This is a genomic window from Streptomyces sp. NPDC043870, from assembly GCF_056435785.1.
Genome location: NZ_JBWKDT010000005.1, coordinates 191,053 through 217,581, shown reverse-complemented (window position 1 = coordinate 217,581; position 26,529 = coordinate 191,053). Strand labels below are relative to the sequence as shown.

The following is a 26,529-nucleotide window of genomic DNA, read 5'->3' as shown; positions in this document are numbered from 1 at the left end:
GCATTCAAACCGGTGACCCGTCGGTACGGAAGACCTGACTCCGATTAGTGATGATGGGCACTTTCTCCCGATCGCGCCCGGGGCCCCGTCACAGCCCCCGTCACAGCCCCCGTCCGGTCCTCCGACAGGGCCCGCCGCCGGACCCCGCTGACGCCTGCCCGGCTCCCCGCGTGCCACACTCGGATCATGCGCGTGTACCTCGGTTCCGACCATGCCGGCTTCGAACTCAAGAACCACCTCGTCGAGTGGCTCACGGCCCATGGCCACGAGCCCGTCGACTGCGGCCCCCACATCTACGACGCCCAGGACGACTACCCGCCGTTCTGCCTGCGTGCCGCCGAGCGGACGGCCGCGGACCCGGACAGCCTCGGCGTCGTGATCGGCGGCTCCGGCAACGGTGAGCAGATCGCCGCGAACAAGGTCAAGGGCGTCCGCGCCGCGCTGGCCTGGAGCGTGCAGACGGCCGCCCTCGGCCGCGAGCACAACAACGCCAACGTCGTCGCCGTCGGCGCCCGGATGCACACGGCCGACGAGGCGACGACCTTCGTCGAGGTCTTCCTCAAGACGCCGTACTCGGGTGAGGAGCGTCACACCCGCCGTATCGAGATGCTCTCGGCGTACGAGACCTCCGGCGAGCTGCCCCCGATCCCGGCCCACCACCCGCAGGAGCCGACCGCCTGATGCCCGAAGGGCACACGATCCACCGACTGGCCGCCGACTACCGGGAACGGTTCGGCGGCCGGTCCGTGCGGGTGACCAGCCCGCAGGGCAAATTCGCCGACTCCGCGGCGCTGCTCGACGGCACGGTGCTGGAGCGCACCGAGGCCCACGGCAAGCACCTCTTCCTCGGCTTCGGCGGCTCCGACGGCGGCGAATGGGTCCACATCCATCTCGGCCTCTTCGGCAAGGTGAACTTCGGCGACGCGCCCGTACCGCCGCCGACCGAGACGGTGCGGCTGCGGCTCGCGAACCCCGAGGCGTACGTCGACCTGCGCGGCCCCACCACCTGTGCCCTGATCACGGACGGCGAGAAGCGGGCGATACACGACCGGCTCGGCCCCGACCCGCTGCGCCCGGACGACGGCCCGGACCGGGCCTGGGCCCGGATCTCCCGGTCCCGTACGACCATCGCCGCACTGCTGATGGACCAGAAGGTCGTCGCGGGCGTCGGCAACGTCTACCGGGCGGAAGTCCTCTTCCGGCACGGCATCGATCCGTACCGCGCGGGCAGGGACCTCACCGAGCGGGAGTGGCACGCCCTCTGGGCGGACCTGGTCGCCCTCATGCGCGAGGGCGTACGGAACAACCGCATCGACACCGTCCGCCCCGAGCACACGCCGGAGGCGATGGCCCGCCCCCCGCGCGTCGACGACCACGGCGGCGAGGTCTACGTCTACCGCCGGGCCCAGCAGGCCTGCCACATCTGTGGCGGCGAGATCCGCACCGCCGGTCTCGCCGCCCGCAACCTCTTCTGGTGCCCGGCCTGCCAGAAATCCGGCCCCGCTGGGGGTCCCCCACGCCGCAGGGCGTAGGGGGAGCTTGAGGCGCGAGGGCCGCGGGCGGAGCCCCGCGCCAGGTGTACTGATCACGACCGTTGCCGGCACTCGTGATCAGTACACCCGGGCCTGATACACCGGACAGGCCCTAGAACCCGTGCGGCAACCACGGCGCGAGGTCGGACCCGAACGCGAGCGACGCCTCCGCCAGCGCGCCCCCGCGCAGCTCACGCACCTGCCCCGCCCCGGCCAGCGCGGACAGCGTCACCCCGCCCAGGTACGCCGCGCCCAGCTCCCGTACCGGAAGCTCCAGGTCCGCCGTATCCCCGGTCCGCTCGCACGACGCCCCCTTCGCGTCACCCGTGAGCCGCCAGCGCCCCTCGTTCCAGGGACAGAACGCGTCCTCGACCTCGAACACGACATCCACCGGCGTCCGGTACGTCCGCGCCGCCAGCGCCGCGCCCACGTCCACCAGACGTACATGCAGCGAATCGCGCACCCGGACACCGCAGCGCCGGATGTCCGTGACGAGCTGGAGCAGCGGGTCGTCCACCGGCCGGTTGCGGGCCCGGACCGTCGAGGTCAGGTCGATGCCGAAGAGGAAGCGCCACAGCGCCGCGTACGCCGTCGGATCCAGCGCACCGATGTCACGCAGCATGATCGAGCCGCCCGGCCCGAACGCGTCCCACTCCGGCTTGTTGTGGAAGCGCACATAGCCCACGACCTCGCCGTCCCGCTCGGCGAGCACGCACTGCATCGGCGACGAGCCCTCCCGCTCGGACGGCGGATCGAGCAGCGGCAACCGCTCCCAGCCGGGCGTCCGGGCGAGCATCCCGGGCCGTGAGCCGATCGTGCGCAGGTGCACCGCTTCGCACGCCCCGGCCGCCTCCGCGACCGGCACGAACCGCAGCCGTACGTCGTCCGTCCCCGGCGGCGCCACGATCCCCACCCGGGACGTGTCGATCTCCAGATTCAGCTGATGGGTCCCGATGCCGTACCCGAACCGGCCGTAGATCGCCGGCTCGGACGCCGTCAGCACGGCGAGCGGCTCGCCCCACTTCCGTACGTCGTCCAGCTGACGCCGCATCATCGAGGTGAGCACCCCGCGCCGCCGGTGCGTGGCCGCCACGCTCACCATCGTCACCCCGGCCGCGGGCACCAGCGCGCCGCCCGGCACCGACACCCGGAAACTGAACGCCCCGGCCGTACCGACGCACTCGTCGCCGTCCCACGCGCCGATCGAACGATCCGTCTCGGTCAGCGCGTTCCACAGCTCGCGCTCCTCCGGGGCCTCCGCGACACCACCGAAGGCGAGCTCCAGCTCCGTGTACCACTGATCCCACTCGTCGCGCTGGAGCACCCGCAGTTCAGTCGTCATGAGCCATGCCTACCAGGGGTGCGCGGCCCGTCGCGACCCGATTTCGAACGCAATGTCACGGGGTCCCCCTGCACGCCGGGCAAGCGGGTGGATAGGGTCCACGACGATGGCTCGTCGCGCGGCAGACTCGTACGCGGCCCGGTTGCGGAAGACCCTGCACCGGGCCAGGACGGCGCTGCGCAAATCCGGCGTCGACTATTTCCGCGGTGACGGCTCCGACTGGATCGCCCTGGCCGGACTGCTGCTGACCGTCCCGGCGATCGCCTTCGGCACGGTCCTCATGCCCGTCTGGTGTGCGCCCGCGGCCCTCGTCCTGCCCATCGTCGCGGGCGGACTGCTGCTGCGGCCCGCCAGCCTGCTCGGGCTGTACGCGGCGGCGGCCGGCGCCCTCATCGTCGAATCGCTGGTGCTCGGCCCGTACATGGAGGGCCCGGCCCGGGTCACCCCCGGAACCGTCCTCGTGGTGGCCGCCTGCGGGTTCTTCGGACTGCTCATCGCCCAGTTCCGGGCCCGGGTCGGCGTGCCCTGGCGGCGCGGCGGCACCATGCTCTTCGACCTGCGCGAACGCATCCGTGTGCAGAGCGCGCTGCCCCGGCTGCCCAGGGGCTGGCACCGCGAGATGGCGCTGCGCCCGGCCGGCGGACAGTCCTTCTCGGGCGACTTCGTCGTCGCGGCCTGCACCAACGGCGGCCGCACCCTCGAAGTCGTGCTCACCGATGTCTCCGGCAAGGGCATGGACGCCGGCTCCCGCGCCCTGCTGCTGTCCGGCGCCTTCGGCGGCCTCCTCGGCTCCCTCCCGCCGCACGGCTTCCTGCCCGCGGCCAACGGCTACCTTCTGCGCCAGAACTGGGACGAGGGCTTCGCCACCTCCGTCCATCTCGTCCTCGACCTGGACTCCGGCGATTACGAACTCCTCTCCGCGGGCCATCTCCCCGCCCTCCAGCTCCACGCCGGGACCGGCCGCTGGGAGGAGAAGTCCGCGGAGGGCCCGCTGCTCGGCGTCTACGACGGCGCCCAGTTCGACCCGGTCAAGGGCACCCTGCGCCCCGGCGATGTGCTGATGCTCTTCACCGACGGCCTCGTCGAGGCGTCCGACCGCGAGATCGCCGAGGGCATGGACCGGCTGACCGGCGAGGCGGACCGCTATGTGGCGACGGGTTTCGAGGGCGCCGCCTGGCATCTCATAGAGGCCGTGGCCAAGGACGTCAACGACGACCGGGCCCTGCTTCTCCTGCGCCGCGAGCCCTGACAGTGGTGCTGGGCACACCCCGGCCCGTGCGCACACCCGGCCCGTGCGCAAGCCCTGACCCGGCCTTTCCCGACCGCCGAACGACCGCACGCGTACGGCCGTACAGTCGAGCCATGCCCCTTCTCACCCTGGCCGAGGTCGAGGCCATCGCCCGCGAGGCCCACGCGACGCAGCAGGACAAGGCGGGACGCCCGTACGCCGAGCACCTCCAGGCCGTCGCCGAAGGCGTACGGGCCAGGGGCGGGAGCGACGAACAGATCGCCGCGGCCTGGCTGCACGACTCGGTGGAGGACGACGCGCTCTCCCGGGAGTGGCTGGACGCCGCCGAACTGCCGCAGTCCGTCAAGGACATGGTCCTCGCGGTGACCAAGCGGAAGGGCGAGGAGCTGCCGGACTACACCCGGCGCATCCTCAACACCCCCGGCGCCCTGCTCGTCAAGGAGGCCGACCTCGCCCACAACGCGGACCCGGCCCGGCTCGCCGTCCTGGACGAGCCGACCCGGGTCCGGCTCACCGAGAAGTACGCGACGGTGCGCCGGCTGCTGGGCCTGTCAGCCCGGTGACGTCCCGCCGGAACGCCCACGACAGCTCCGGCTCCGTCGCGAACCGCAGCGCCCGCCGCACCGGAGGCGTACAGAACAGCGTCACGGCCGCGGCCGCCGCCAGCGTCACCACGATCTCCCCGGCGGGCTCGGCCAGCCACGGGTGCTGCGCCACCAGGCCCAGATACTCCAGGGACTTCACCAGGAATCCGTGCAGCAGATAGCCGCAGATGGTGCCCGCGCCCAGCGCCGTGAACCACGTCCTGCGACGCGGCACCCAGGCGAGGAAGGCCGCCGTGAGCAGCAGCGCGCAGCCGAACAGCCCGACGGTCATGACCGGCCCCGCCCACCAGGGCGCGTCCAGCTCCTCGGCACTGGTCGAGTGGTAGAACCAGCCCATCCGCAGATCCGGCGTGATCCAGTACGTGAACGCCGCCGCGCCCGCGAACACGGGCAGGGCCAGCAGCCGTACCTCTCGCCGCCGCAGCATCTGGAAGTGCTCGGGCCGCATCGAGAGCCCCAGCACGAAGAACGGCAGGAACTGCAGGATGCGCTGGAGATCGAGGGTCTGCCCCATGCCCGGAGTGAGTGAGCCGAGCGCCGCGATGACCAGCGCGACCGGCAGCGGGTGCCGGATCGAGCGCCACAGCGGGGTGGACAGCCGCCAGACGAAGAGCGCGATCAGGAACCAGGTGAGATACAGCGGATCGGTCATGCTGAACGGGTAGCCGGGATCGTCGTCGGCCCACCGCTTGAAGAGCGTGTACGCCACCTCGAAGACGACATACGGCACCACCACCCCGCTCACCAGCCGCTTCAGCTGGTCGGGCCGTGCGGCGAAGCTCCGCGAGAAGTAGCCGGAGATGATGATGAACGCCGGCATGTGGAAGGCGTAGACGAACATGTACAGCGCCCTCGTGGCGCGGCTGCCGTCCATCACCGGCTCCCACGCGTGCGCCACTGCCACCAGCACGATCGCGAGGTATTTGGCGTTGTCGAAGTAGGGGTCGCGTCTCTTGTGGCCGGGCGCGTGCTGCGCCCTGTGCGCGTTCCGGGCTGTCTGAGCTGCCTCTGTCGTCTGCGTAGCCGGCGCTGCCTGTGTTGTCCGGGCTGTTGTAGGGATGGACTCCGGCTCCCGGGCAGCCTCGGGGAACTGGGCCCTCTGCAATCCATGCGGAGCGTGGAACATTCGAGGCACCCTAGCCCGCGCATGAGCCCACGTAAAACCCCGATCGCGGTCCGTCCATTCGCAACTGAAACTACCGCCAAACGCCCCATATGCCCTAGTTAATCCAACTTAAACCGTGCAAATCGACACGCCGGAATCAGCGTGAATTTCCTCACCGATGCGCCTTGAATTCCGTGTGGCCGAGCTGTGCGCATTTCGCGACGGCAAGGGAAACGCTCACGCCGAATTCCATCCCCGGACACCTGTCCGCGCTACCGTGCCGCTCGCCCCGCGGCTGCCCGCCGGCCCGCCGGAACGGGGCGTGATTGGCGTGATCGTTTCGCCGACGATTCGTCACCCGGCAGCCTTCCTGCGGAGGTTGGTGGCACGATGGAGGAAACGGGGGTGTGCGGGGCTGCACGCTCCCAGGCGGGCAAGGCAGACCGACCGAGGGTGTGATCAGTGTGGCCATTTCGCTGTCTGTGGTGCTGCTGTTGGCGATCATCCTCGTGGTGATGATCCGCGGCGGTTCCATCAAGGCCGGACCCGCGATCGTCGCGGCGCTCTTCGGCTTCTTCGTCGCCTCGACGGGCATGGCGCCGTCGATCAACAGATTCCTCAACTCGATAGCAGAGACGATCAATTCGATCAGCTTCTGACGGCCAGGGTTGCGGGCCGGCAACGAGGCCGTCCGCGGCTATGGCTCCGTCGAGCGGGGCTGGGTCGTCGGGATCCGCGTGGTGAAGAACAACGCGAGGAGCGCGGCGAAGGCGAGGATGGCGAGTGCGGCGCGCAGGCCGTCGAGCCTGGCGTCGGCGTTCGCGTCCAGCGCGGCCTGGGCCACCTCCGGGCTCGTACCCGCTTTGTCGAGGGCGGCCTTGAGCTGGGCGTCCGACAGGAAAGGTACGCCGCTTTGGAGTTCGACGGCGGCCTGACTCTTGACTTCGGCCGGGACCGCCGGATTCTGTTCGACGCTGGTCAGGAACGAAGACGTGAGCGCGGCGATCATGATGGACCCGGCGAGCGCCGTACCGATCGAGGCACCCAGGTTGGTCACGGCGTTCTGGATGCCGCCGACTTCTGCGCTCTGCTTGTCCGGTACTGCCGACACGGTGACCGAACCGAGCTGGGAAGCCAGCGCGCCCATGCCGAGCCCGATCAACAGGAGGGGGATGGTGACGATTTCCGCCCCGGCGCCCGCGTCGAGCGCGGCCATCAGCACGACCGCGCCCGCCAGCAACGCGAGGACCCCGAGCCGCACCACCCGGCGCGGCGAGACGTTCGGGAAGAAGCGTGGGATCAGGAGCGCGGCCGCCAGCAGGGTCAGTGAGAGCGGCAGCAGGCGCGCGCCGGTCACCAGCGCGGACAGGCCCAGGGCGACCGACAGATAGAGCGGTACGACGAAGAACACGCCCATCTGTACGAGGTACTGGAAGAAGAACATCGTCAGACCGCCGGTGAGCTGCTTGTTCTGCAGCATCGCCGGGTGGATCAGCGGCTCCCTGCGCCGCTCCACGAGCCGGGCCTCCCAGCGGAGGAAGAGCCAGATCAGAAGCAGACCTGTCAGCATCAGCCACACGACCGGCGAAACCCCGAGCCATGAAGGCGCGTCGGGCTTCGGCCTGAACCAGCCCCATTCGTCCGAGCGGAGTACGCCGTAGACGAAGACCCCGAACCCGAGGGCGGACAGTACGACGCCGATGAGATCGATGCGCGGGCGTTCGTCGCTCACGGCGTCGGCGATGGGGCGGGCGAGCAGCAGGATGCCGAGCACCACCACGACCTCACCGGCGAAAACCCAGCGCCAGGAGAAGTACGTCGTCGCGACACCCCCGATGAGCGGCCCGAGCGCGATCGCCACGGCTCCCGCGGCCGCGACGAGCCCGTAGGCGGCGGGACGGCGTTCAGCGGCGAAGTTGCCGGCCACGAGTGCCACGATCGCGGGCAGGATGAGCGCAGCTCCGACCCCCTCGAGGAACGACCAGCCGAGCATCAGCACGGGCAGACTGGGTGCGAGCGCTGTGGTGAGGGAGCCGCAGCCGTAGATGCCACAGCCGATCATGAATGCGCGCTTGCGGCCGATCAGTGCCCCGACCTTGCCGCCGGGGATCATGAACATGGCCATGACGAGGGTATAGGCCGTGATCGCGCCCTGGATCCCCGTCACCGTCGTGCCCACGTCCTCGGCCACCGTCGCGATTGAGACGTTCATGACGGAGCTGTCGAGCGCCATCAGGAACTGACCGGCCGCGAGCGTCAACAGGACGAGCCGTGCCTTTGCTGATCTCTCAGCCGTACCAGCCCTGGGTGCCATGGGCGAATCGTCCCAGTTGCCCCAGAGGTGGATCCGCGACCCGCCACGGAGATCAACCGCTTGGCGGGCGTCGGACCCCGCCCCTGACCCGATACGAACGGGCACGCGGCGGGCGCGTAGGGCCGCGAGGAAGATCGGAAACGCATCAGGGCCAGGCAGAGGAATCAACCTCTGACCTGGCCCTGAGCCATTGCGGAGCGGGCGACGGGAATCGAACCCGCGTAGCTAGTTTGGAAGACTAGGGCTCTACCATTGAGCTACGCCCGCGAGGACCGCGCCGCAGGTCGTGAAGGCCGCGGCACGAAGAGCATCGTAGCGGGTCCCCGCCGGTCGCCGCACACCCCATTCCGTACGCGGCGCGTACGCACGAAACAAAGGGGCTGGAGCACCGCCCGCGGGCATGTACCCTACGTGTCGCACCGACGGGGTGTGGCGCAGCTTGGTAGCGCGTCCGCTTTGGGAGCGGAAGGCCGTGGGTTCAAATCCCGCCACCCCGACCACCAGTCACGATCACATGCGCGCCAAGATCGCATTGTGGGGCTCATCCTGCTTGCGGTTACTATGCAATCTGTGTGCCCGTGTGTCTGACGAGTGTCTTCCGACGAGTGTCTGAAGAGCCGGGCCCGAGCCGCTGAGCCGCCGCCGGACACCACTCCGGGGCGACCCGGCAGAACCCCAGAATTCAGCCACCAAGGAGACCGAACCGTGAAGAGCGCCGTGGAGACCCTGAACCCGACCCGGGTTCGGCTCACTGTCGAGGTGCCCTTCGAGGAGCTCAAGGACAGCCTCGACGCGGCGTACAAGAAGATCAACCAGCAGGTCACGGTCAAGGGCTTCCGCAAGGGCAAGATCCCGGCCCGGGTCATCGACCAGCGGTTCGGCCGCGGTGCGGTGCTGGAGGAGGCCGTCAACGACGCGCTCCCGAAGTTCTACACCGAGGCGGTCAACGAAGCGGAGATCAACCCGCTCGGCCAGCCCGAGGTCGACATCACCGAGCTGAAGGACGGCGAGACGCTGAACTTCACCGCTGAGGTCGACGTCCGCCCGACCATCGAGATCCCGGACTACTCCGGCATCGAGGTCGAGGTCGACGCGGTCGAGGTCAGCGACGAGGACGTCGAGAAGTCCGTGGAGCAGCTCCGCACCCGCTTCGCCTCCACCTCCCAGGTCGAGCGCGCCGCCGCCGAGGGCGACGTCGTGACGGTCGACCTGGAGGCCAAGGTCGACGGCGAGGTCCTCGCGGACGGCGTCGCCAGTGGCGTGCAGTACACGATCGGCTCCGGCGAGCTCCTCGAGGGCATCGACGAGGCCGTCACCGGCCTGGAGGCCGGTGGCGAGGCCACCTTCACCTCCGAGCTGAAGGGCGGCTCCGCCGAGGGCAAGGAGGCCGAGGTCACCGTCAAGATCACCCAGGTCGCCGCCCGTGAGCTCCCCGAGCTGGACGACGAGTTCGCCCAGATGGCGAGCGAGTTCGACACCCTCGACGAGCTGAAGGCCGACAGCCGCAAGCGCCTCGAGAACATGAAGCAGTACGACCAGGCCACCCAGGCCCAGGAGCGCGTCCTGGAGAAGCTCCTGGAGCTGGTCGAGGTCCCGATCCCCGAGAAGCTGCTCGAGGACGAGATCAACACCCGCAAGCACAACCTTGAGCACCACCAGCTCGGCCAGATGGGCCTCGACCTCGCGAAGTACCTGGAGATCCAGGGCAAGACCGAGGAAGAGTTCGACGCCGAGACCAAGGAGCAGGCGGTCAAGGGCATCAAGACCCAGTTCGTCCTCGACGAGCTGGTCAACAAGGAGAAGCTGAACGTCAGCCAGGAGGAGCTCACCGAGCACCTCATGCGCCGCGCCGCCTCCTCCGGCATGTCCCCCGACCAGTTCGCCCAGGCCGTCGTCGAGGGCGGCCAGGTGCCGATGCTCGTCGGCGAGGTCGCCCGCGGCAAGGCGCTCGCCGTCGTCGTCGAGGCCTCCACGGTCAAGGACACCAACGGTGAGGTCGTCGACATGAGCGACGACGAGGACGAGGTCGAGGAGGCCACCGAGGTCGCCGCCGCGGCCACCGGTGAGGCCGAGGAGAAGACCGAGGCCTGAGCCTCGCTCCCGACCGAGGCCCGAGCCCCGCGCCCGACCCGGGCCGGAGTCTCGCGCTGACCCTGTACGACGGGCCCGGCCGCCCCACGCGCGGCCGGGCCCGTCGTCGTTCCGCGCCCGGCGCAGCGCCGGGACGGGCGGCGTGTTCATACCGCCGCGCGCCCCCATACCTTGCGCTCCGAGCGAACAGTTCGGGAACCGGGATGGCGCCCGCCCACCAGCGCGTTAGGGTCCATGAATACGAGGGCAGGGGACTACTCGCCCACGGGCCCAACCGTGGGTAGTGGGGCCCGCCCCCCAGGTACCAAGACGCTGAGACGGCCACAGCCGTCAGAGACGAGCAGGTGGATTACGTGACGATTCTGATGCCTAACGCCGCCGGTGAGCCGTCCATCGGTGGAGGCCTCGGCGACCAGGTCTACAGCCGGCTGCTCGGCGAGCGCATCATCTTCCTGGGCCAGCAGGTCGACGACGACATCGCCAACAAGATCACGGCACAGCTCCTTCTCCTGGCCGCCGAGCCGGAGAAGGACATCTACCTCTACATCAACAGCCCCGGTGGCTCGGTGACGGCCGGCATGGCGATCTACGACACCATGCAGTACATCCCGAACGACGTCGTCACCATCGGCATGGGCATGGCCGCCTCCATGGGCCAGTTCCTGCTAACCGGCGGCTCCGTCGGCAAGCGCTTCGCCCTGCCGCACACCGACATCCTGATGCACCAGGGCTCGGCCGGTATCGGCGGCACGGCCTCGGACATCAAGATCCAGGCCGAGTACCTCCTGCGCACCAAGCAGCGCATGGCCGAGATCACCGCCCGTCACTCCGGCCAGACCGTCGAGACGATCATCCGCGACGGCGACCGCGACCGCTGGTTCACGGCCGAGGAGGCCAAGGACTACGGGCTCATCGACGAGATCATCTCCGCCGCTTCGGGCGTTCCGGGCGGCGGCGGCACCGGCGCCTGAGCCCGGCCACCCGGGGGCCCCTGGCCCCCGGCGCCGGGCCTGCGCCCCGCCCGCCCCCTTCCGCCCCAGCCACCGAACGCCACCAGGATGGTGAACACGACCATGAACCAGTTCCCCGCAGCCTCCGCGAGCGGCCTCTACACGGGCCCGCAGGTGGACAACCGCTACGTCGTCCCCCGCTTCGTCGAGCGCACCTCCCAGGGCGTGCGTGAGTACGACCCGTACGCGAAGCTCTTCGAAGAGCGCGTGATCTTCCTCGGCGTGCAGATCGACGACGCCTCCGCCAACGACGTCATGGCGCAGCTGCTGTGCCTGGAGTCGATGGACCCGGACCGCGACATCTCGATCTACATCAACAGCCCCGGTGGCTCCTTCACCGCGCTGACCGCCATCTACGACACGATGCAGTTCGTGAAGCCGGACATCCAGACGGTCTGCATGGGCCAGGCGGCGTCCGCCGCCGCCGTCCTGCTGGCCGCCGGCACCCCCGGCAAGCGGATGGCCCTGCCGCACGCCCGCGTGCTGATCCACCAGCCGTCCACGCAGACCGGCCGGGAGCAGCTCTCCGACCTGGAGATCGCCGCCAACGAGATCCTGCGCATGCGCGAGCAGCTCGAGGAGATGCTGGCCAAGCACTCCACCACGCCGATCGAGAAGGTCCGCGAGGACATCGAGCGCGACAAGATCCTGACCGCCGAGGAAGCCCTTTCGTACGGACTGGTCGACCAGATCGTCTCCACCCGCAAGAGCACGGCCGGGCTGGCCGGCTGACGTTCCACCTTCCCTTGGCGCGGTACACGTCAATGTGAACCGCGCCAAGGGGGGCCCGAACGAGGGGCCCGGCAAGGTACCGTCGGATATGAGGCACCAGGAGCCGCTGAACCAAGCGCTCCCAGGCGAAGGGGAAGCACCTCGTGGCACGCATCGGTGATGGCGGCGACCTGCTCAAGTGCTCGTTCTGCGGAAAGAGCCAGAAGCAGGTGAAGAAGCTCATCGCAGGCCCCGGTGTGTACATCTGCGACGAGTGCATCGACCTCTGCAACGAGATCATCGAGGAGGAGCTCGCCGAGACCTCCGAGGTGCGGTGGGAGGAACTCCCCAAGCCGCGCGAGATCTACGAGTTCCTCGAGGGGTACGTCGTCGGGCAGGAGCCCGCGAAGAAGGCCCTTTCGGTCGCGGTGTACAACCACTACAAGCGCGTCCAGGCCGGCGAGAACGGCCAGGGAAGGGACGACGCGATCGAGCTCGCGAAGTCCAACATCCTGCTGCTGGGCCCCACCGGCTCCGGCAAGACCCTGCTCGCCCAGACCCTGGCCCGGATGCTCAACGTCCCGTTCGCCATCGCCGACGCCACGGCGCTGACGGAGGCCGGGTACGTCGGCGAGGACGTCGAGAACATCCTGCTGAAGCTGATCCAGGCGGCCGACTACGACGTCAAGAAGGCCGAGACCGGGATCATCTACATCGACGAGATCGACAAGGTCGCCCGTAAGAGCGAAAACCCGTCGATCACACGGGACGTGTCGGGCGAGGGCGTCCAGCAGGCCCTCCTGAAGATCCTGGAAGGAACGACGGCCTCGGTCCCCCCGCAGGGCGGCCGTAAGCACCCCCACCAGGAATTCATCCAGATCGACACGACCAACGTCCTCTTCATCGTCGGCGGTGCCTTCGCCGGCCTGGAGAAGATCATCGAGTCGCGCGCCGGCGCCAAGGGCATCGGCTTCGGCGCCACGATCCGCTCCAAGCGCGAGATCGACGCCAGCGACCAGTTCCAGGAGGTCATGCCGGAGGACCTGGTGAAGTTCGGGATGATCCCGGAGTTCATCGGCCGTCTCCCCGTCATCACCTCGGTCCACAACCTGGACCGCGAGGCGCTGCTGAAGATCCTGGTCGAACCGCGCAACGCCCTGGTCAAGCAGTACCAGCGCCTCTTCGAACTCGACGGCGTCGAGCTGGACTTCGACCGCCCGGCCCTGGAGGCCATCGCCGACCAGGCGATCCTGCGCGGAACGGGCGCGCGAGGACTGCGCGCCATCATGGAAGAGGTCCTGATGTCGGTGATGTACGAGGTCCCGTCCCGCAAGGACGTGGCCCGCGTCGTCATCACCGCGGACGTCGTCCACAACAACGTGAACCCGACGCTGGTGCCGCGGATCGTGAAGAACGACGGGCGGCACGAGAAGTCCGCGTAAGCGGCACGCACACGAAAGGGGCGCCCGGCCGGTTCGGTGAACTGGCCGGGCGCCCCAACGCCTACCTGGGCAGGGACTCGCAGGCATCGCATGGTCACCGATAGGTCCCGATCGGCTGCTCAGCCGCTCAGAAGGGCGGAGGCCTCAGTGCGCACTCTGGCAGGCGATGAGGACCTCAGTTCCCTTGATGACGCGTAGGTCCGTAAGCCCCTTTACGCAGCGCGGGCTCGCTACCCAGTCGAATCCGACCTTGGTGGCCCTGTAGCTACAGGCGGCCTTGACTTTCGGGCCGACAACGTAGCCCTTGCTGGCCAGGTAGTTCTCGCAGGCCGGGTAACCCGCAGCCGCCGCTGGCGTAGCCATGACCACAGGTGTGACGGCAAGCGCGGTGATCGCTCCCAGAGCCAGCACTGCCCGCCTAAGGCTCAATTTCATAGCCAATCCTCCCGTTTGTTAGCTTGATCGGTCGTTCGTGCGAGGCATCCAAACACGTACCGGGGGACCTGGTGGGCATTGAATGGCTTGTTAGGGGCGGTGATCAAGCGCGTAAGTCCGCGGCAACTGGTTACTGCTGTGGAAGCAACGTCCGGCGATTGGCTGATATGAGGCGCTGAAGACCTTTCTGCGACGGCCACTCGCCCGGAATGTGGGCTGCCCTGCCAACCGCGCCTTGTCGGCGGGCAGGGCATGCTGACCCGAAGATCAGATCTTGGTGCGCGACGTGTTGTACAGCTTGGCTGCGAGCGAGGCCACCTCGTCCTGCGACATTCCCTTGCCACCGGTCATCTGCGCCAAGTTGATGCCGCTCACCGCGCCGATGGTGCTGTAGTCGGCCCAGATGCACATCGGCATCTCGAACGACTGCGGCCCCTTCAGGGACTCCTTGTCCGTGCTCGTGTTGGTGAACTTCGCGATCTGGCACTTCATCACGGCACCGGAGAAGCCGTCCGGTTCGACGGTCTCAGGGCTGCCGACCAGCTCGATCTTGAGGCCGTCCTCCTCGGAGGATTCGCCGTCCTTCTTCGTAGCCTCGTTGAAGTAGCCGTCGACGGCCTTCTCCGGGTCTGCGATCTCGCCCCAGACGCCGTTGAGGTTGAGCGCCTTGCCAGTCAGCGGGTCGTCCTTGCTGCCCGACTTGTACTCGGCGCTGACCTCTTTGTGGTTCTTGATTCCAAGGGCTTCGGCCTTCTTCTTGTCCTCGTCGGAGGTGGGGCCTTCCTTGTCTTCGCCGTCCTTCTTGAACTCACCGACCGATGCCGCTGGGGTCAGCTTGTATCCCTTGGTGTCGTCGGCGATGTCGGAGCCTCCGCCGCCCCCCGCGGTGAACCACCAGACGCCACCCGCGACCACGGCGAGCGCGACGACCGCGGCGCCGATGATCAGGCCCGTCTTCTTCTTCGGCGCCCCGCCCGGCGGGGGCGGCGGGTAGGCGCCGGGGGTGCCACCGCCGTACGGAGGCTGCTGCGGCGGCTGGCCGTACGGGCCGGGCTGCTGGGGCTGGCCCCAGCCCTGCTGCTGGGGCTGCTGCGGGGCACCCTGCGGAGCCTGCTGCGGGTAGCCGTAGCCGGGCTGGGGCGCCTGCGGCTGCTGGCCGTAAGGACCCGGCTGGCCGTACGGGCCGGGCTGCTGGGGCTGACCGCCGTACGGGCCCGGCTGGTTGTAACTCATTCAAGATCTCCTTGCGTGGATAACCCGGCCGTCGGGCCGGGGAGGAAACTCGTCGGTGCGGCGTACGTGTCCTAAGCGGGGCATGGCTCCGGACCCTCGGTACGCGTCGCGTAGGCGTACCCGTCCGCCCTTTGGAGAAGGCAGATGTGCCGGTGGTGGACCCCTTGGACGAGGCCGTGCGGGGTGCGGATGTTGAAGCTGCCGGTGGATCGGACGGCGAGTCGCCCGGTGTGCGTACCTGCGCGCTTCCCGGTGGGGACCGTGGCTCGCGCGTAGTCGCCGGTGGCGAACCCGAAGACGTGCTTCTGCCGTGGAAGGCGCAGGCGAGTGAACCCGTGTCTGTCGGCACGCGTACGGGCGTAGGTCCCGCGTCCGGTCGCCGCTACGGCCAGGACGGCGCGGGGGTACTGCTCGACCGCGTCGAATACACCCACGCACAGGGCGTCGAGGGTGTGGGACTTGGGCAGGCCGCTACGCGTGCGGTTCCACTTGGCGCGTCCGCCGGACGCTCTGCGCACGACAGGGAAGAGGACGTCCAAGGCGCGGGCCAGCGCGGAGCGGGTGGAGTTGACGGCAGCAGCGGGCGAGAGAGGGGTCTTCGCCTGAGCGGTGATCTTCGCCAGCACGTTGGCGCGGCCGGAGAGGAAATCTTCGATCGCGCGGTTTCCCTTGGCCTCGTTGCAGGGGATGCAGGCGAGGGTGAGGTTCGCGACGCGGTCGGAGCCGCCCCTGGACCGGGGATGGATGTGGTCGATATTCAGCGGCACACCAGTCGCTCCACAGTAGGCGCAGCTGTGGTGCCACTTCGCGAGGAGGTACTCGCGGACCTCCGTGCCGTGCTCGTATTCCTCGCACCACAGATCCCTGCCGGCGGACAGCGCGTGGGTATCGAACGCCACTTGCTCGACGTGAACTGCCGTCACGGGCGCCCAGCGCGCCAGCCGACACACCCACCCCATCGTGGTCTCGACCCGGTGGCGAAGTGATGGCGCCAGCCAGCCGTCAGACCTGGCACGGTTGTTGAAGCGAGGCGCGCGATAGCGCAGATTCCGCGTTCGCCGGCCCCGCCGGTAGGCCGAGCGCCGGGTGAGCGAGTCGCGGATCTGCCCACCCCGGTGGGCGAGTTCGATCGCGTACAAGCCTCGCCTGGCATCACCCTCCGCGGTCACGGTCGCGGTGAAGACGGCGATGCCGGTTTGCCTGCTGCCGGGGTCGATCCCCAGCTCCACACCGTCGACCGAGGACCCGGCGATGGTGCGGTCCTTGAGCCGGATGACGAAGGGGGTGTGGCGGTGCACGGCTGCCCGGCCCTGCTTCAGCAGCTTTCGTGCCCTGGCGGCGCTGGTGGGCTGCAAGGGCCGACCATGCTTGTCGAGCACGAATACGACTGGGTGAGCCTCACGGCTCCGCTCCCCACTCCGAGGAGTGGGAGTGACGCATCCGGTGGCAGGTGAACCGCCGGATATCTCCCCTCGACGATGTCCGCTGCCGGGTGCCCTACGGCGTCCGCGCCCCGTTTCGTCCCTACTCCCTGGGGTGTCTGCTGACGCGGATTCGAGAGCGAGCTGCTGAGGAAGCACAGCTCGGTCGGTCTGCTGTCCTGCAACGAACGTAGCCATCAAGGTCACCTCCCCCGTGCGGTGATGGCTTGGTCTGGTCACACATGGCTGGTGAGCCCAGCCCGAGGCTGGGGAGTGTGTGACTCCTGGGTTCCCCTCCGGGCACTTATACGTTCCGAACATCTTGGCGGAAACCAGTGAGCCGCGAGGCGGCGGGGTTCACACCGTTACCAAACGTCCAGGTAATTCGTACGGAACTGTGGCGCGGCCAGCGGGCTCAGCGGGGGAGTCTGACGGCAGCCCACACCACTTTGCCCGGTCCGTTCCGATTGCTCACCGCCCACTCGTCGGCCACTGTGTCGACCAGCGTCAGTCCCCGGCCGCGTTCCGAATCGGTGGTCGGTGAGCACAGAGTGGGCTGCTCGTCCGACGCATCGTGTACCTCAATCCGAACGCCCTTGGCTTCGCGCTCGTAGCGCGTCTCGATCTGCCGCCCTCTGGGTACGCGGGCGTGGACCACGGCGTTGGTGACCAGTTCCGACAGAACAAGCAGAGCCGAGTCCTCGATCACCGCCAGGCCCCATGTGAGTAGGGCCTGTTGCAGCTCCGCGCGTGCCAGGCCAACACTTCTCGGGTGCCTGGTCCAGCGCCGCACGATGAGCTGCTGTGAAACGTCTTCCATGGTGGTGCGACCGTCCGAAGGTCGTCGGTCCGTTCGTGCAAACGGTGTGACAGGGCGGGGAATCAGCCCAGGGACAGGACGTGCGACTCCTGGGATCCGGTAGGACAGTGCGTCCTACGTCCTCTCAGTCTTCGAGTTCGAGACGGATGGCCAGTTCCCTGATGGGGGAGGACCGACGCCGCTCTCGCTCCCGCAGCTCGGCAACCAAGTGCCGGGACGAGGAGTGATATCGCATCCATTCAGGGGCGATCCGCTCGGCGACCAGCAGTGCGCGCGTGGCCTGGGTGTCGTGGCGCAGTTCGGCGTGCGCCATGGCGCGGTCCACGTGGTGCCGGGCAAGCCATGTGGGAGGCAGCGTCGACAGGCCGGGGATGAGCCTCGCGTGGCTGAGTGCCTTGTCGGGCTTGCCCATGTCGACGAAGGCGTTCACGGCGGCGACTCCCGCATTCGTCGGCCCGAAGGGCGTGGCGTAGTCGAGGCGGTCGCTACCGATTCTCGCTGCGGCCGCAGCGGCGAGAGACAGCAGTTCCTCGGCGCTGTCGTTGCGTTCGGCGCGTACAGCTGCTGAAGCACCGCGCAGAAGCAGAATTCCCCACAGCGAAAGGTCGATCGGGGCCGAACGAAAGCCGGGCTCGATGCGTTCCGCCATCCGTACGGCCACTTGCTCGGCATCGGAGATACGGCCCTGCTTGGAGAAGATCCAGGACAGTGATGACACTCCCATGATCTCCAACCGGGGGTCATCGGACTGGCGAGCCGCCGCCATCGAACGCTCGATGGCCGTGTATGCGGCGTCTTCCTTTCTGAAGGCCGTCAGCGTGGTGGCTGCTACTTGATACGCCTCGGCGAGGACGGCGTACGCGGCCGCACGGTCGTCTTCCGTGTACTCACGCACTGCGGCACGGGCGTCCGTGAGGAGGACCGGGAGTAACGCTGTGATCTTCGTCAGCTCCCCGCGACGACGGATCTGTTCAGTGCTGCGGATGCCGGCCCGGAGCTGAGCCACGCTAGGGGGCGGTGTGTCTTCCTCGTCCCCGAGGCCGGCGAATTCCGACAACGGCGTCACCGCTTGCCGGAGCGTGAGGAGGCTCGGTGGCTCGCTCCCGTTGGACGAAGCGAGCACTGCTGGGGCCCCGAGCAGTACTGATGTCTCGACGTCCAACGCGCGGGCGAGGCTGTTCAGAGTGCCCATCCGTGCTGTCAGCCGCTGGTTCTGCTCCAGTTTGCGAACGGTGTCGATGCTGAGCCGGGCCTTCTCGGCCAGACCTTCCTGGGTCAGACCGCGGCGCAGCCGCAGTTCGCCCAGCCGGTCTCCGATTGTCGCCGCCATCGCCCTGCCCATCGGGAGAGGGAGTGTGCCGTCAATCACGCTACGCCGCGTGGTCGCCGGGTGAGGCGGGTTGCGGTATCGGGTTCGAAACGGGTGCGGCCGCCCCCGTAAACTGTGGCCCGTGACCGAGAACACTCAGCAGCAGCCAGCCAGCACCCCCGAACTGCCGACCACCTACGCGCCGGCCGAGGTAGAGGGGAAGCTGTACGAGCGCTGGGTAGAACGCGGTTACTTCGAGGCCGACGCGAAGAGCGAGAAGCCTCCGTTCACCGTCGTCATCCCGCCGCCGAACGTTACGGGCAGCCTGCACCTCGGGCACGCCTTCGAGCACACGCTGATCGACGCCCTCACCCGCCGCAAGCGGATGCAGGGCTACGAGACGCTGTGGCAGCCCGGAATGGACCACGCCGGTATCGCCACGCAGAACGTCGTCGAGCGTGAGCTGGCCAAGGAGGGCAAGTCCCGCCACGACCTGGGGCGCGAGGCTTTCGTCGAGCGCGTCTGGCAGTGGAAGGGCGAGTCCGGCGGCCAGATCTCCGGGCAGATGAAGCGCCTGGGTGACGGTGTCGCCTGGTCGCGTGAGCGCTTCACCATGGACGAGGGCCTGTCCCAGGCCGTCCAGACGATCTTCAAGAAGCTCTACGACGACGAGCTGATCTACCGCGCCGAGCGGATCATCAACTGGTGTCCGCGCTGTCTGACGGCCATCTCGGACATCGAGGTCGAGTACCAGGACGACGACGGCGAGCTCGTCTCCATTCGTTACGGCGAGGGCGAGGATGCCATCGTCGTTGCCACGACCCGCGCCGAGACGATGCTCGGTGACACGGCCGTCGCCGTCCACCCGGACGACGAGCGCTACAAGCACCTGGTCGGCAAGGAGATCGAGCTGCCGCTCACCGGCCGCCGGATCCCGGTCGTCGCCGACGAGCACGTCGACCCCGAGTTCGGCACCGGCGCCGTCAAGGTCACCCCCGCGCACGACCCGAACGACTTCGAGATCGGTCAGCGCCACAGCCTGCCGAACCTCGCCGTCATGGACGAGCGCGCGGTCATCACCGCCCACGGCCCCTTCCAGGGCCTGGACCGGCTGGAGGCCCGCAGCGCCATCGTCGGTGCCCTGCGCGCCGAGGGCCGGATCGTCGCCGAGAAGCGTCCGTACGTCCACTCCGTCGGCCACTGCTCGCGCTGCAAGACCACGATCGAGCCGCGGCTGTCCATGCAGTGGTGGGTCAAGGTCGGCCCGCTGGCGAAGGCCGCGGGTGACGCGGTCCGCGACGGCAAGGTCAAGATCCACCCGCAGGAGATGGAGAAGCGGTACTTCGACTGGGTCGACAACCTGCATGACTGGTGCATCTCGCGTCAGCTCTGGTGGGGCCACCGCATTCCGGTCTGGTACGGCCCGAACGGTGAGATCGTCTGCGTCGGACCGGACGAGCAGCCCCCGAGCGGCGAGGGCTGGACCCAGGAGACCGATGTCCTCGACACCTGGTTCTCCTCCGGTCTGTGGCCGTTCTCCACATTGGGCTGGCCCGAGGAGACCGAGAGCCTCGCGAAGTTCTATCCGAACTCCGTCCTGGTCACCGGCTACGACATCCTCTTCTTCTGGGTCGCCCGGATGATGATGTTCGGTTTGTACGCGATGGACGGCACCCCGCCGTTCCACACCATCGCCCTGCACGGCATGGTCCGCGACCAGTTCGGCAAGAAGATGTCGAAGTCCTTCGGTAACGCGGTCAACCCGCTGGACTGGATGGACAAGTACGGCTCCGACGCGCTTCGCTTCACGCTGGCCCGCGGCGCCAACCCGGGTGTCGACGTCCCGATCGGTGAGGACTGGGTCCAGGGCTCCCGCAACTTCGCCAACAAGATCTGGAACGCGACGCGCTTCGCGCTGATGAACGGCGCCACGGTCGAGGGCCCGATGCCCTCGTCCGAGCAGATGTCGGCGACCGACCGCTGGATCCTGTCGCGCCTCAACTCGGTGGTCGCCGAGGTCGACGCGTACTACGAGGACTACCAGTTCGCGAAGCTGTCCGACACGCTCTTCCACTTCGCGTGGGACGAGGTCTTCGACTGGTACGTCGAGCTGTCGAAGACCACGTTCATGGGCGGCGGCGAGGCCGCGAAGGTCTCCGCCCGCGTCCTCGGCGAGGTCCTCGACGTCACGCTGCGCCTGCTGCACCCCGTCGTCCCCTTCGTCACCGAGACCCTGTGGACCACGCTCACGGGCGGTGAGTCCGTCGTCATCGCCGACTGGCCGAAGGACTCGGGCTTCCGTGACGCCGCCGCCGAGCGGGAGATCGAGCTGGTCCAGCGGGTCGTCACCGAGGTCCGCCGGTTCCGTTCCGACCAGGGTCTGCAGCCCGGCCAGAAGGTCCCGGCGCGGCTGACGCTGGACGGCACCGCGCTGGCGCCGCACGAGGCCGCGATCCGGCAGCTGCTGCGGCTGCAGCCGGAGGGCGAGTCGTTCCATGCGACGGCGACCCTGCCGGTCGCGGGCGCGGAGGTCGCGCTGGACCTGTCCGGTGTGATCGACGTGGCCGCGGAGCGCAAGCGGCTCGCGAAGGACCTGGCGGCGGCCGAGAAGGAGAAGGCGCAGGCCACGGCGAAGCTCGGCAACGAGGCGTTCCTGGCCAAGGCCCCGGACAACGTGGTCGACAAGATCCGCGGCCGGCTCGCCAAGGCCGAGGAGGACATCGAGCGCATCGGTGCCCAGCTGGCGAATCTGCCGCAGGGCTGACCCGGTTCGTACGAGGCCCCCGGAGCCACCCGGCTCCGGGGGCCTCGTCCTGCGCGTGCGCGGCTCGGCAGACCTTGGATACCGCGTACGCGCGCTGCTCCCGGCAGGGCTCCAGCGGCCTGTCCTTCCGGGTCCTGCGGGGCTCCGGCGGTTCCGGCCGACGGGCCCTGGTGTGCATGGGCCGGGCCTCGGCGGTTGTGTCGGTGGGCCTCCGTAGACTGGCAGCGTGAGTGAGCAGCAGCCCGATCCTTTTGACGATGCCGACGAGCGTGACGAGGCGGACGAGTTCGACGCGATCGTCGACGCCGAGACCGACCGCGACCCCGACCTGGCGGTGATCGAGGCCGGGAGCCGCACGCTGCGCACACAGGCCGGATCGCGCCGGGGTGAGCAGGTGCCCGCGCGGCCCGCCGACCCGGAGGTGGACAAGGCGCTGCGCGAGGTCGAGCAGGAGCTCGCCGGCCGCTGGGGCGAGACGAAGCTGGAGCCGTCGGTCAGCCGGATCTCCGCGCTGATGGACGTCCTGGGCGAGCCGCAGCGCGCGTATCCGTCGATCCACATCACCGGTACCAACGGCAAGACGTCCACGGCCCGCATGATCGAGGCGCTGCTCGGCGGCTTCGAGCTGCGCACCGGGCGGTACACGTCGCCGCACGTGCAGTCGATCACCGAGCGGATCAGCCTGGACGGCGCCCCGATCGAGGCCGAGCGTTTCATCGCGACCTACCACGACATCAAGCCGTACGTGGAGATGGTGGACTCGGCCCAGGAGTTCCGGCTCTCCTTCTTCGAGGTGCTCACGGGCATGGCGTATGCCGCGTTCGCCGACGCTCCCGTGGACGTGGCCGTCGTCGAGGTAGGCATGGGCGGCAGCTGGGACGCGACGAATGTCATCGACGGATCGGTCGCCGTGGTCACCCCGATCGATCTGGACCACACCGACCGGCTCGGCTCCACAACGGCCGAGATCGCCGGTGAGAAGGCCGGTGTCATCAAGCAGGGCGCGACGGTGATCCTGGCGCAGCAGCCGGTGGACGCCGCGCAGGTGATGCTGAAGAAGGCCGTCGAGGTCGATGCGACGGTGGCCCGTGAGGGCATGGAGTTCGGTGTCGTCTCCCGTGAGGTCGCGGTCGGCGGGCAGCTGCTGACCCTGCGCGGGCTCGGCGGGGAGTACGAGGAGATCTTCCTCCCGCTGTACGGCGCCCACCAGGCGCACAACGCGGCGGTGGCGCTGGCCGCGGTCGAGGCGTTCTTCGGTATCGGCGCGCAGCATGCGCGCACGCTCGACGTGGAGACGGTGCGTTCCGCGTTCGCGTCCGTCGTCTCGCCGGGCCGGCTGGAGGTCGTGCGCCGCAGCCCGACGGTCGTCCTGGACGCCGCGCACAATCCGGCGGGGGCGCGGGCGGCCGCCGACGGCATCACGGAGGCATTCGGGTTCTCCCGGCTCATCGGTGTGGTCGGTACGAGCGGCGACAAGGACGTGAAGGCGCTCCTGGAGGCGTTCGAGCCCATCTTCACGGAGATCGTCGTCACGCAGAACTCCAGCCATCGCGCGATGGACGCCGATGGCCTGGCCGCGCTCGCCGTGGAGGTCTTCGGCGACGAGCGGGTGGTCGTCGAGCCGCGGCTCGACGACGCGTTGGAGGCGGCGGTCACGCTCGCCGAGGAGGAGGCGGAGTACGCGGGCGCGGGCGTCCTGGTGACTGGCTCCGTGATCACGGTCGGCGAGGCCCGGCTGCTGCTGGGGAGGGGCTGAATCCCATGCGTACGCTCTGTGCGTCCACTCTGATCGGCGAGTTCTTCGTGATCGGCTTCGCCGGTCTGGTGGCCATGAAGGACCCGGATCTGTCCGTTGCCACGGTCTGGGCGGTCAGCGGTGTCGCGATGGTGCTGTCACTGCTGCTGTGCGGGATGATCACCCGCCCCGGCGGGGTGCAGCTCGGCTGGGCCCTGCAGATCGGCCTGATCGCGAGCGGTTTCGTGGTCCCCACGATGTTCTTCCTCGGTGCGGTCTTCGCGGGCCTGTGGTGGGCCTCGGTCCACTACGGCCGCAAGGCCGACGAGGCGAAGGCGAGATGGGCGGCGCAGCAGGCACAGCCCCAGTAGCCGGGCCTGTCCGACGCCGTGGGGCGCCATCCGGCCGGCCCCGGTCCGGGTGCCGCCGTTCGGGCGCACCCCTGTAGCCTCACCTCACCGCACACGTTGCCTGCAAGGAGCCGTACATCATGACCCAGCGCACCCTCGTCCTCCTCAAGCCGGACACGATCAGGCGTGGTCTGGTCGGCGAGATCATCGGCCGTATCGAGGCGAAGGCCGGCTGGCAGATCACCGCGCTGGAGCTGCGCCGGCTCGACCGCGAGACTCTGGAGCAGCACTACGCCGAGCACGTCGGCCGGCCGTTCTACGAGCCGCTCGTCGAGTTCATGCTGTCGGGCCCCGTCGTCGCTCTCGTCGTCGAGGGTGAGCGCGTCATCGAGGGCGTGCGCCAGCTCGCCGGCCCGACCGACCCGATCGCCGCCGCCCCCGGTTCCATCCGTGGCGACTACGGCACGATCGTCCGGGAGAACCTCATCCACGCCTCGGACTCCGAGGAGTCCGCCGAGCGCGAGCTCAAGCTGTTCTTCCCGGCAGTCTGAGGACTTCCCTTCGCGGATTCTTCCTGATTGCCTGTCAGCCATACAGCGCCCACAGCCTGGGGCGACCGAAGGAAATTCGGTCGCCCTTCGGCATACGAACCGCGATAGCGGGAACGCATCGCTCCGACTGGTCGTCACCCTTATTGAGGCGGGCCAGCGCGCGGTGTCCGGGCAGGCGGCACTACGATGGAAGCTCCACGCCACAGCACCCGTACATCACCCTCCTCGCCGACCTGAAAAGCCATCACAGCTCGATTTGGGAAGGCCCGACGCATCCTCATGGGACACAAGGGGAACTCAATGTCGTTCATCGGCCGTGACATGGCTGTCGACCTCGGGACCGCCAACACGCTGGTGTACGTCAGGGGTCGTGGGATCGTCCTCAACGAGCCGTCGGTCGTCGCCATCAACACCAACACCGGCGGCATTCTCGCGGTGGGCTCCGAAGCCAAGAAGATGATCGGCCGCACGCCCGGCAACATCGTGGCGGTCCGTCCGCTGAAGGACGGTGTGATCGCCGACTTCGAGATCACCGAGCGGATGCTCCGCTACTTCATCCTCAAGATCCACAAGCGCCGCTGGGCGGCCCGCCCGCGCATCGTCGTCTGTGTTCCGTCGGGTATCACCGGCGTTGAGCGGCGTGCGGTCATCGAGGCCTCGACCCAGGCCGGCGCCCGGCAGGTGCACATCATCGAGGAGCCCATGGCGGCGGCCATCGGGGCCGGTCTGCCGGTCCACGAGGCCACCGGCAACATGGTGGTGGACATCGGCGGCGGTACCACCGAGGTCGCCGTCATCTCCCTCGGCGGAATCGTCACAGCACAGTCCATCCGGGTCGCCGGCGACGAGCTGGACAACGCGATCATCCAGCACATCAAGAAGGAGTACAGCCTCCTCCTCGGTGAGCGGACCGCCGAGAGCATCAAGATCACCATCGGCTCGGCGTACGACCTCGACAAGGACGAGCACACCGAGATCCGCGGCCGTGACCTGGTCTCCGGCCTCCCGAAGACCGTGGTCATCTCCGCCGCCGAGGTCCGCAAGGCCATCGAGGAGCCGGTCAACGCAATCGTCGATGCCGTGAAGACCACGCTCGACAAGTGCCCGCCGGAGCTCTCCGGCGACGTCATGGACCGCGGCATCGTCCTCACCGGCGGCGGCGCGCTGCTGCGCGGCCTCGACGAGCGGCTGCGCCACGAGACCGGTATGCCCATCCACATCGCCGAGGACCCGCTGGACTCGGTTGCGCTCGGCTCGGGCAAGTGCGTCGAGGAATTCGAGGCGCTCCAGCAGGTGCTGGACGCCCAGCCGCGCCGCTAGCGGAGGGCCACTCTCCGCCGTACGGGCGTCAACCGACCCGTACGGCGGATCGTTGACACAACGGCATAAAGCACCACACGAACAACACCGCAGAGCACAACGGCATACACATTCCGACGAGGAAGGCACGGCCGCCGCACGTGAGGGACACGAAAGAGAGCCGGCTGCTCCTGGTCCTGCTGATCGCCATCGCGTTCGCACTGATCACGGTGGACATCCGCGGCGGCGAGGAGTCACCGGTCGACGGCGCCCGGCAGGCCGCCGCCGCTGTTTTCGGACCGGTCGAGAACGGCGTGGCGGCCGCCGTCGATCCGATCGGCAACGCCATAGGAGCCGTCCGGGACTCGGGGGAGCGCCACGACCGGATCGCCGTGCTGGAGCGGGAGAACGCGGCCCTCAAGGCGCGGCTCGGCAGCGACGACCGCAACCGCAGCCGGGTCCGTCAGCTCGACAGCATGCTGAAGAAGGCGGCCAACGGGCAGTACGGCATCAAGGCCGCCGAGGTCATCGCGATAGGAGCCGCCCAGGGCTTCTCCTGGACGGTGACGATCGACGCCGGTTCCCGGGACGGCATCCTCCGCGACATGACCGTGCTCAACGGTGACGGGCTGGTCGGCCGGGTCACCACCGTCGGCCCGGACACCGCGACCGTTCTCCTCGCCAACGACCCGGACTTCACGGTCGGTACGCGCATGGAGCGCACCGACGAGCTGGGCTTCGCCACCGGACAGGGCGACCGGCCGCTGTCGGTACAGCTCCTCAACGGCAAGGCCAAGGTCAGGAAGGGCGACCGGCTGGTCACCTTCGGCTCGCAGGCCGACAAGCCGTTCGTGCCCGGTGTCCCGGTCGGCGAGGTCGTCCGCGTCGACCCCTCCGGCGGTGACCTCACGCGGACCATCTACGTCCGCCCGTACGTCGGATTCACCAAGCTGGACATCGTCGGAGTCGTCGTGCAGGCGCCCCGGACGGACCCGCGTGACGCGGTCCTGCCCGCGAAGCCGAAGCCGACCCCCACGCCCACGGTGACCGTGACCGTCACCCCGTCGCCGAACGGCGAGGACCAGGCGCTGGGCGGGGACCAGGCGCTGGACCGCGGCCAGGACCAGGGCCAGGGCCGGAGCGACCCCCTGGTCGACAGCACCGACGCCGTCACCGGCCGCGACGACGAGTAGCAGGAGGAGCTGAACACC

General features: G+C 68.8%; 22 protein-coding genes and 2 tRNA genes. 16 read left to right on the top strand and 8 right to left on the bottom strand.

Going from position 1 to position 26,529, the window contains the following annotated elements:
* The first annotated feature begins 186 nt into the window (after positions 1-186).
* Both AC0699_RS09225 and AC0699_RS09220 read left to right on the top strand, forming a co-directional pair.
* Positions 187-681: a ribose-5-phosphate isomerase gene (locus tag AC0699_RS09225; RefSeq protein ID WP_478657581.1), complete on the top strand. Its 495-nt coding sequence runs from the start codon at positions 187-189 to the stop codon at positions 679-681.
* Positions 681-1,532: an Fpg/Nei family DNA glycosylase gene (locus AC0699_RS09220; protein WP_478657578.1), complete on the top strand. Its 852-nt coding sequence runs from the start codon at positions 681-683 to the stop codon at positions 1,530-1,532. The genes AC0699_RS09225 and AC0699_RS09220 overlap by 1 nt, the downstream gene beginning before the upstream one ends.
* 112 nt (positions 1,533-1,644) lie before the next feature.
* Here the strand turns inward: AC0699_RS09220 and AC0699_RS09215 are convergent, their stop codons facing one another.
* On the bottom strand, positions 1,645-2,874 hold the full coding sequence (locus AC0699_RS09215; protein WP_478657575.1) for a GNAT family N-acetyltransferase: 1,230 nt from the start codon (positions 2,872-2,874) through the stop codon (positions 1,645-1,647).
* Positions 2,875-2,980: 106 nt separating this feature from the next.
* Here AC0699_RS09215 and AC0699_RS09210 point away from each other — a divergent pair, with 106 nt between their 5' ends.
* Together AC0699_RS09210 and AC0699_RS09205 are read left to right on the top strand one after the other, a co-directional pair.
* Positions 2,981-4,123 (top strand): SpoIIE family protein phosphatase, encoded by a 1,143-nt coding sequence (locus AC0699_RS09210; RefSeq protein ID WP_478657573.1) that lies wholly within the window; start codon positions 2,981-2,983, stop codon positions 4,121-4,123.
* Between the two features lie 113 nt (positions 4,124-4,236).
* The gene (locus tag AC0699_RS09205; RefSeq protein WP_478657570.1) at positions 4,237-4,686 is read left to right on the top strand and encodes an HD domain-containing protein; all 450 of its coding nucleotides are present in this window, start codon (positions 4,237-4,239) and stop codon (positions 4,684-4,686) included.
* Here AC0699_RS09205 and AC0699_RS09200 read toward each other — a convergent pair.
* A complete protein-coding gene (locus AC0699_RS09200; protein WP_478657568.1) occupies positions 4,634-5,854 on the bottom strand; it encodes an acyltransferase family protein in 1,221 nt (406 codons plus the stop codon). The genes AC0699_RS09205 and AC0699_RS09200 overlap by 53 nt on opposite strands.
* Positions 5,855-6,297: 443 nt before the next feature.
* Between AC0699_RS09200 and AC0699_RS09195 the strand changes: the two genes are divergently transcribed.
* Positions 6,298-6,492 carry a hypothetical protein gene (locus AC0699_RS09195; protein WP_453666516.1) on the top strand — a complete coding sequence of 65 codons (195 nt, stop codon included), beginning with the start codon at positions 6,298-6,300 and terminating at the stop codon, positions 6,490-6,492.
* A 38-nt stretch (positions 6,493-6,530) separates the two neighbouring features.
* On the opposite strand, the gene AC0699_RS09190 is transcribed toward AC0699_RS09195, so the two are convergent.
* Both AC0699_RS09190 and AC0699_RS09185 read right to left on the bottom strand, forming a co-directional pair.
* The gene (locus AC0699_RS09190) at positions 6,531-8,147 is read right to left on the bottom strand and encodes an MFS transporter (protein WP_478657566.1); all 1,617 of its coding nucleotides are present in this window, start codon (positions 8,145-8,147) and stop codon (positions 6,531-6,533) included.
* Positions 8,148-8,343: 196 nt separating this feature from the next.
* Positions 8,344-8,414: transfer RNA gene (locus tag AC0699_RS09185), tRNA-Gly, on the bottom strand.
* 156 nt (positions 8,415-8,570) lie between these two features.
* Here AC0699_RS09185 and AC0699_RS09180 point away from each other — a divergent pair.
* The 5 genes from AC0699_RS09180 (at position 8,571) to clpX (ending at position 13,401) form a co-directional block, all read left to right on the top strand.
* Positions 8,571-8,647 (top strand) — tRNA-Pro (locus AC0699_RS09180).
* Positions 8,648-8,852: 205 nt separating this feature from the next.
* Positions 8,853-10,238: a trigger factor gene (tig, locus tag AC0699_RS09175; protein ID WP_478657564.1), complete on the top strand. Its 1,386-nt coding sequence runs from the start codon at positions 8,853-8,855 to the stop codon at positions 10,236-10,238.
* 365 nt (positions 10,239-10,603) lie between these two features.
* Positions 10,604-11,209, top strand: coding sequence for an ATP-dependent Clp protease proteolytic subunit (locus AC0699_RS09170; RefSeq protein ID WP_469771952.1), 606 nt, complete (start codon positions 10,604-10,606; stop codon positions 11,207-11,209).
* Between the two features lie 87 nt (positions 11,210-11,296).
* The gene (locus tag AC0699_RS09165; protein ID WP_469771925.1) at positions 11,297-11,980 is read left to right on the top strand and encodes an ATP-dependent Clp protease proteolytic subunit; all 684 of its coding nucleotides are present in this window, start codon (positions 11,297-11,299) and stop codon (positions 11,978-11,980) included.
* A gap of 143 nt (positions 11,981-12,123) precedes the next feature.
* Entirely contained in the window at positions 12,124-13,401 is a 1,278-nt protein-coding gene (gene clpX / locus AC0699_RS09160; RefSeq protein WP_017944896.1) for an ATP-dependent Clp protease ATP-binding subunit ClpX, read from the top strand.
* Between the two features lie 702 nt (positions 13,402-14,103).
* Here clpX and AC0699_RS09155 read toward each other — a convergent pair.
* The 4 genes from AC0699_RS09155 to AC0699_RS09140 form a co-directional block, all read right to left on the bottom strand.
* Positions 14,104-15,069 (bottom strand): hypothetical protein, encoded by a 966-nt coding sequence (locus AC0699_RS09155; protein WP_478657561.1) that lies wholly within the window; start codon positions 15,067-15,069, stop codon positions 14,104-14,106.
* A gap of 71 nt (positions 15,070-15,140) precedes the next feature.
* Positions 15,141-16,448 (bottom strand): RNA-guided endonuclease IscB, encoded by a 1,308-nt coding sequence (gene iscB, locus AC0699_RS09150; protein ID WP_478657558.1) that lies wholly within the window; start codon positions 16,446-16,448, stop codon positions 15,141-15,143.
* A 457-nt stretch (positions 16,449-16,905) separates the two neighbouring features.
* Positions 16,906-17,310 (bottom strand): ATP-binding protein, encoded by a 405-nt coding sequence (locus AC0699_RS09145; protein ID WP_478657556.1) that lies wholly within the window; start codon positions 17,308-17,310, stop codon positions 16,906-16,908.
* 124 nt (positions 17,311-17,434) lie between these two features.
* Entirely contained in the window at positions 17,435-18,640 is a 1,206-nt protein-coding gene (locus tag AC0699_RS09140) for a helix-turn-helix domain-containing protein (RefSeq protein WP_478657553.1), read from the bottom strand.
* A 121-nt stretch (positions 18,641-18,761) separates the two neighbouring features.
* On the opposite strand from AC0699_RS09140, the gene AC0699_RS09135 reads away from it, so the two are divergent.
* The 6 genes from AC0699_RS09135 (at position 18,762) to mreC (ending at position 26,511) form a co-directional block, all read left to right on the top strand.
* Positions 18,762-21,383 carry a valine--tRNA ligase gene (locus AC0699_RS09135; protein ID WP_478657551.1) on the top strand — a complete coding sequence of 874 codons (2,622 nt, stop codon included), beginning with the start codon at positions 18,762-18,764 and terminating at the stop codon, positions 21,381-21,383.
* A gap of 226 nt (positions 21,384-21,609) precedes the next feature.
* Positions 21,610-23,139 (top strand): bifunctional tetrahydrofolate synthase/dihydrofolate synthase, encoded by a 1,530-nt coding sequence (gene folC / locus AC0699_RS09130; protein ID WP_478657549.1) that lies wholly within the window; start codon positions 21,610-21,612, stop codon positions 23,137-23,139.
* A 5-nt stretch (positions 23,140-23,144) separates the two neighbouring features.
* Complete coding sequence (locus tag AC0699_RS09125) at positions 23,145-23,489, top strand: DUF4233 domain-containing protein (RefSeq protein ID WP_453661671.1); 345 nt, start codon at positions 23,145-23,147, stop codon at positions 23,487-23,489.
* Between the two features lie 119 nt (positions 23,490-23,608).
* Positions 23,609-24,019, top strand: a complete 411-nt coding sequence (gene ndk / locus AC0699_RS09120; RefSeq protein ID WP_469771933.1) for a nucleoside-diphosphate kinase — start codon at positions 23,609-23,611, stop codon at positions 24,017-24,019.
* 300 nt (positions 24,020-24,319) lie between these two features.
* Complete coding sequence (locus tag AC0699_RS09115) at positions 24,320-25,339, top strand: rod shape-determining protein (RefSeq protein ID WP_469771934.1); 1,020 nt, start codon at positions 24,320-24,322, stop codon at positions 25,337-25,339.
* A gap of 140 nt (positions 25,340-25,479) precedes the next feature.
* A complete protein-coding gene (gene mreC / locus AC0699_RS09110; protein ID WP_478657544.1) occupies positions 25,480-26,511 on the top strand; it encodes a rod shape-determining protein MreC in 1,032 nt (343 codons plus the stop codon).
* Positions 26,512-26,529: the final 18 nt, after the last annotated feature.

Coding starts and splice junctions, on each gene's coding strand:
- AC0699_RS09200 (WP_478657568.1), bottom strand. CDS start 5,854: ATGTTCCACGCTCCGCATGGATTGCAGAGGGCCCAGTTCCCCGAGGCT.
- ndk (WP_469771933.1), top strand. CDS start 23,609: ATGACCCAGCGCACCCTCGTCCTCCTCAAGCCGGACACGATCAGGCGT.
- AC0699_RS09190 (WP_478657566.1), bottom strand. CDS start 8,147: ATGGCACCCAGGGCTGGTACGGCTGAGAGATCAGCAAAGGCACGGCTC.
- AC0699_RS09165 (WP_469771925.1), top strand. CDS start 11,297: ATGGTGAACACGACCATGAACCAGTTCCCCGCAGCCTCCGCGAGCGGC.
- AC0699_RS09115 (WP_469771934.1), top strand. CDS start 24,320: ATGTCGTTCATCGGCCGTGACATGGCTGTCGACCTCGGGACCGCCAAC.
- AC0699_RS09215 (WP_478657575.1), bottom strand. CDS start 2,874: ATGACGACTGAACTGCGGGTGCTCCAGCGCGACGAGTGGGATCAGTGG.
- AC0699_RS09210 (WP_478657573.1), top strand. CDS start 2,981: ATGGCTCGTCGCGCGGCAGACTCGTACGCGGCCCGGTTGCGGAAGACC.
- AC0699_RS09170 (WP_469771952.1), top strand. CDS start 10,604: ATGCCTAACGCCGCCGGTGAGCCGTCCATCGGTGGAGGCCTCGGCGAC.
- AC0699_RS09205 (WP_478657570.1), top strand. CDS start 4,237: ATGCCCCTTCTCACCCTGGCCGAGGTCGAGGCCATCGCCCGCGAGGCC.
- AC0699_RS09220 (WP_478657578.1), top strand. CDS start 681: ATGCCCGAAGGGCACACGATCCACCGACTGGCCGCCGACTACCGGGAA.
- AC0699_RS09145 (WP_478657556.1), bottom strand. CDS start 17,310: ATGGAAGACGTTTCACAGCAGCTCATCGTGCGGCGCTGGACCAGGCAC.
- AC0699_RS09225 (WP_478657581.1), top strand. CDS start 187: ATGCGCGTGTACCTCGGTTCCGACCATGCCGGCTTCGAACTCAAGAAC.
- AC0699_RS09140 (WP_478657553.1), bottom strand. CDS start 18,640: ATGGCGGCGACAATCGGAGACCGGCTGGGCGAACTGCGGCTGCGCCGC.
- AC0699_RS09125 (WP_453661671.1), top strand. CDS start 23,145: ATGCGTACGCTCTGTGCGTCCACTCTGATCGGCGAGTTCTTCGTGATC.
- AC0699_RS09155 (WP_478657561.1), bottom strand. CDS start 15,069: ATGAGTTACAACCAGCCGGGCCCGTACGGCGGTCAGCCCCAGCAGCCC.